Source organism: Neoroseomonas rubea (genome assembly GCF_016106015.1).
GTDB lineage: Bacteria > Pseudomonadota > Alphaproteobacteria > Acetobacterales > Acetobacteraceae > Neoroseomonas > Neoroseomonas rubea.
Genome location: NZ_JACADQ010000493.1, coordinates 1 through 2,150 on the forward strand (window position 1 = coordinate 1; position 2,150 = coordinate 2,150).

Below are 2,150 nucleotides of genomic sequence, written 5' to 3' on the forward strand. Positions count from 1 at the left end.
GGGCCAGGCGGTCGACGCTGCCGGTGACGGCCCGGCGGCAGGCCACGCCAGGGGCGGTGCCGGCGGTGGCGCAGCGGCGGGCCAAGCCGCGTTTGGCGCAGGTGGCTGCGGCGCGGGCTGGGTTGGTTGGGACGCCGTGACCGGCGCTGGCGCTGCGGTCGGTTCCGCGCAAGCACGCCGCACTTCGCCGCGATAGGGCGGATTGCCGAAGGAGCGGTAGCGCATTCCGCGCATGCCGAGCCTTGCGGCCAGCGCGGTGATGTCGGGATCCTGCGTCTCCATCAGGCGCTTCCGAAGGCGGTGGCCTCGTGGGTCATGCGGCACTCTCCTTTTTGTCGGCGCCGGCCCGACCTGTTGTCGGGCCGTCGGCTGGTCACGCGATGCGGGTGCCCGTCGCGGCGCAGGCCAGGCGGGTCAGCATGACGAGCGCGGCCGAGTAGTAGTCTGCGGAGTCGGCCACGGCCGGCAGTCGGACCGGTGCGGCCGCGCCCGCGATGCGCGACGCGGTGAAGGCGGCGACGGCGCGCATCCCCGGCGTGATGGCGAATTCGGCGGTCGCGCCGGTCTCTAGGTCGACCCAGGCGGGCGGCTGCTGCCAGCGCTGGTCGGACCAGAAGGCGTGCGGGCCGCGCAGCGCCGGGTGCATCGTCTCCCCCGCCCAGGCGAGCATCAGCGGCACGCGCACGGCATCGAAGGAGAAGCGCTTCGGCCAGCCTTCCGGCATGCCGAAAGGCGCGCCGGCCGCGCGTGGCACCAACAGCCAGTCCGGGCTCAGCCCCCAGGCGCCGAAGCGGCCACCGCGCAGCACGTCCGACCCGTCGCGCATCAGCGTCAACCAGCCATCGCCGGGCATGGCGCGATGCAGCGCCGCATAGGCAGGCAGGGCGATGTAGGACGGATTGAGGATCAGGCCTTCCTGCCGCTCGAAGCCCACCGCGCCGGGCAGCAGCGCCACCTTTCCCTGCGGCCGGCGCAGCGTGATGCGCAGCATGTCCCGGGCGATCGCGGTGGCGCGCATGCGGTGCGGGGCGTGGCGCCACCGCTCATAGGCCATCAGCAGGCCCCACGCGATGTAGAGGTCCCCGTCCGTCGCGTTGTTCGGGTCATCCACGGGCTGCGTCGCCCCGGGGCGGAAGCGCCAGGCGTGCAGGCTGTCGCCTGTCCGCTTCAGCACCGTGGTCGTCCAGGAGAGGATCCGGTCGAAGGCCGCCCGGTCGTTGAAGGCGGCGGCGAACATCAGCCCCCAGCCCTGGCCTTCGCTGTGCGAGATGCCGCCATTCCCGGTGTCGACGATACGGCCTTCCGGCGTGAGGAATCGCTGCGTGAAGGCGCGCCATTCCGTGGCGATCAGATGCTCGCTCGATTCGGTCGGCGCGGCGCCGAGCATGGAAATGCTCAGCGCGCCGAGCGTACGGCGGCCCGTCGCGGCGGCGAGAACGGTCTTCATGCGCGCCCTGCCGCGAGGGGCTGGGCGGGCCGTCGCGGTCGAGACACCTGTGACCTCCGGAACCAGATCGCCGGAGGCTCGCCCAAATCGGTTACCAATCGGCCAATACCGCTGGCTCGCCCGGCAGGGCCGCGGCCGACGGCATGGCAGGACGACGGCGTTGGCGGGCAGATCCCGCCGGCGCGCTCGCATTTCCTTGTCCCCCCCGGACAGGATTCGCGCCGATTCTCGCGAACATGCATCGATTCGGCCACCCGCACCTGACACCCATTCCTGACAAATCACAACAATGTGAACGACTTCACGCGCGATTCTTCAACAAATACGCGAGAAATACCCAACCTATGATTGAATAACGCGACAAAGCATGACACGTCACATTGCCGCGACAGCGAACGGCGCAGCGATCACGCTTTCGGCAAGCGCTTATAGCGCGCCGCGGTCGACCAGCGCATGCAGGATCGCCCGCGCCGCCGCACCCTGCATCAGGCCCGCGGCCCCGACCGGAAGCCGACGGCGCCAGTTCGGCCGCTCGCGATCCGTTCCGGGCAGGTTCACCCCGATCGTCTCGCCGGCGAGGTCCTCGGCCTGCACAAGCAGCAGGGCGGCGGGCGCGGCGGCGACGCGGCCATGCAACGCGGCGGCGACCCCCGGCGTGTAGGGCCCGTCCGCCACGCCGACCAGGGCGGCGAGCGTCGCCCGC

General features: G+C 71.5%; 2 protein-coding genes. Both read right to left on the reverse strand.

Annotated features, from left to right (window positions below):
• Window positions 1-373: 373 nt before the first annotated feature.
• The gene (locus HW577_RS24070) at window positions 374-1,447 is read right to left on the reverse strand and encodes a family 8 glycosyl hydrolase (RefSeq protein ID WP_198378631.1); all 1,074 of its coding nucleotides are present in this window, start codon (window positions 1,445-1,447) and stop codon (window positions 374-376) included.
• A 426-nt stretch (window positions 1,448-1,873) separates the two neighbouring features.
• A partial coding sequence (locus HW577_RS24075) for a 4-alpha-glucanotransferase (RefSeq protein WP_198378632.1) occupies window positions 1,874-2,150 on the reverse strand: 277 nt, incomplete at its 5' end.

Excerpts from the sequence above, each read along its gene's own strand:
- HW577_RS24070 (WP_198378631.1), bottom strand. The coding sequence starts at position 1,447 with ATGAAGACCGTTCTCGCCGCCGCGACGGGCCGCCGTACGCTCGGCGCG.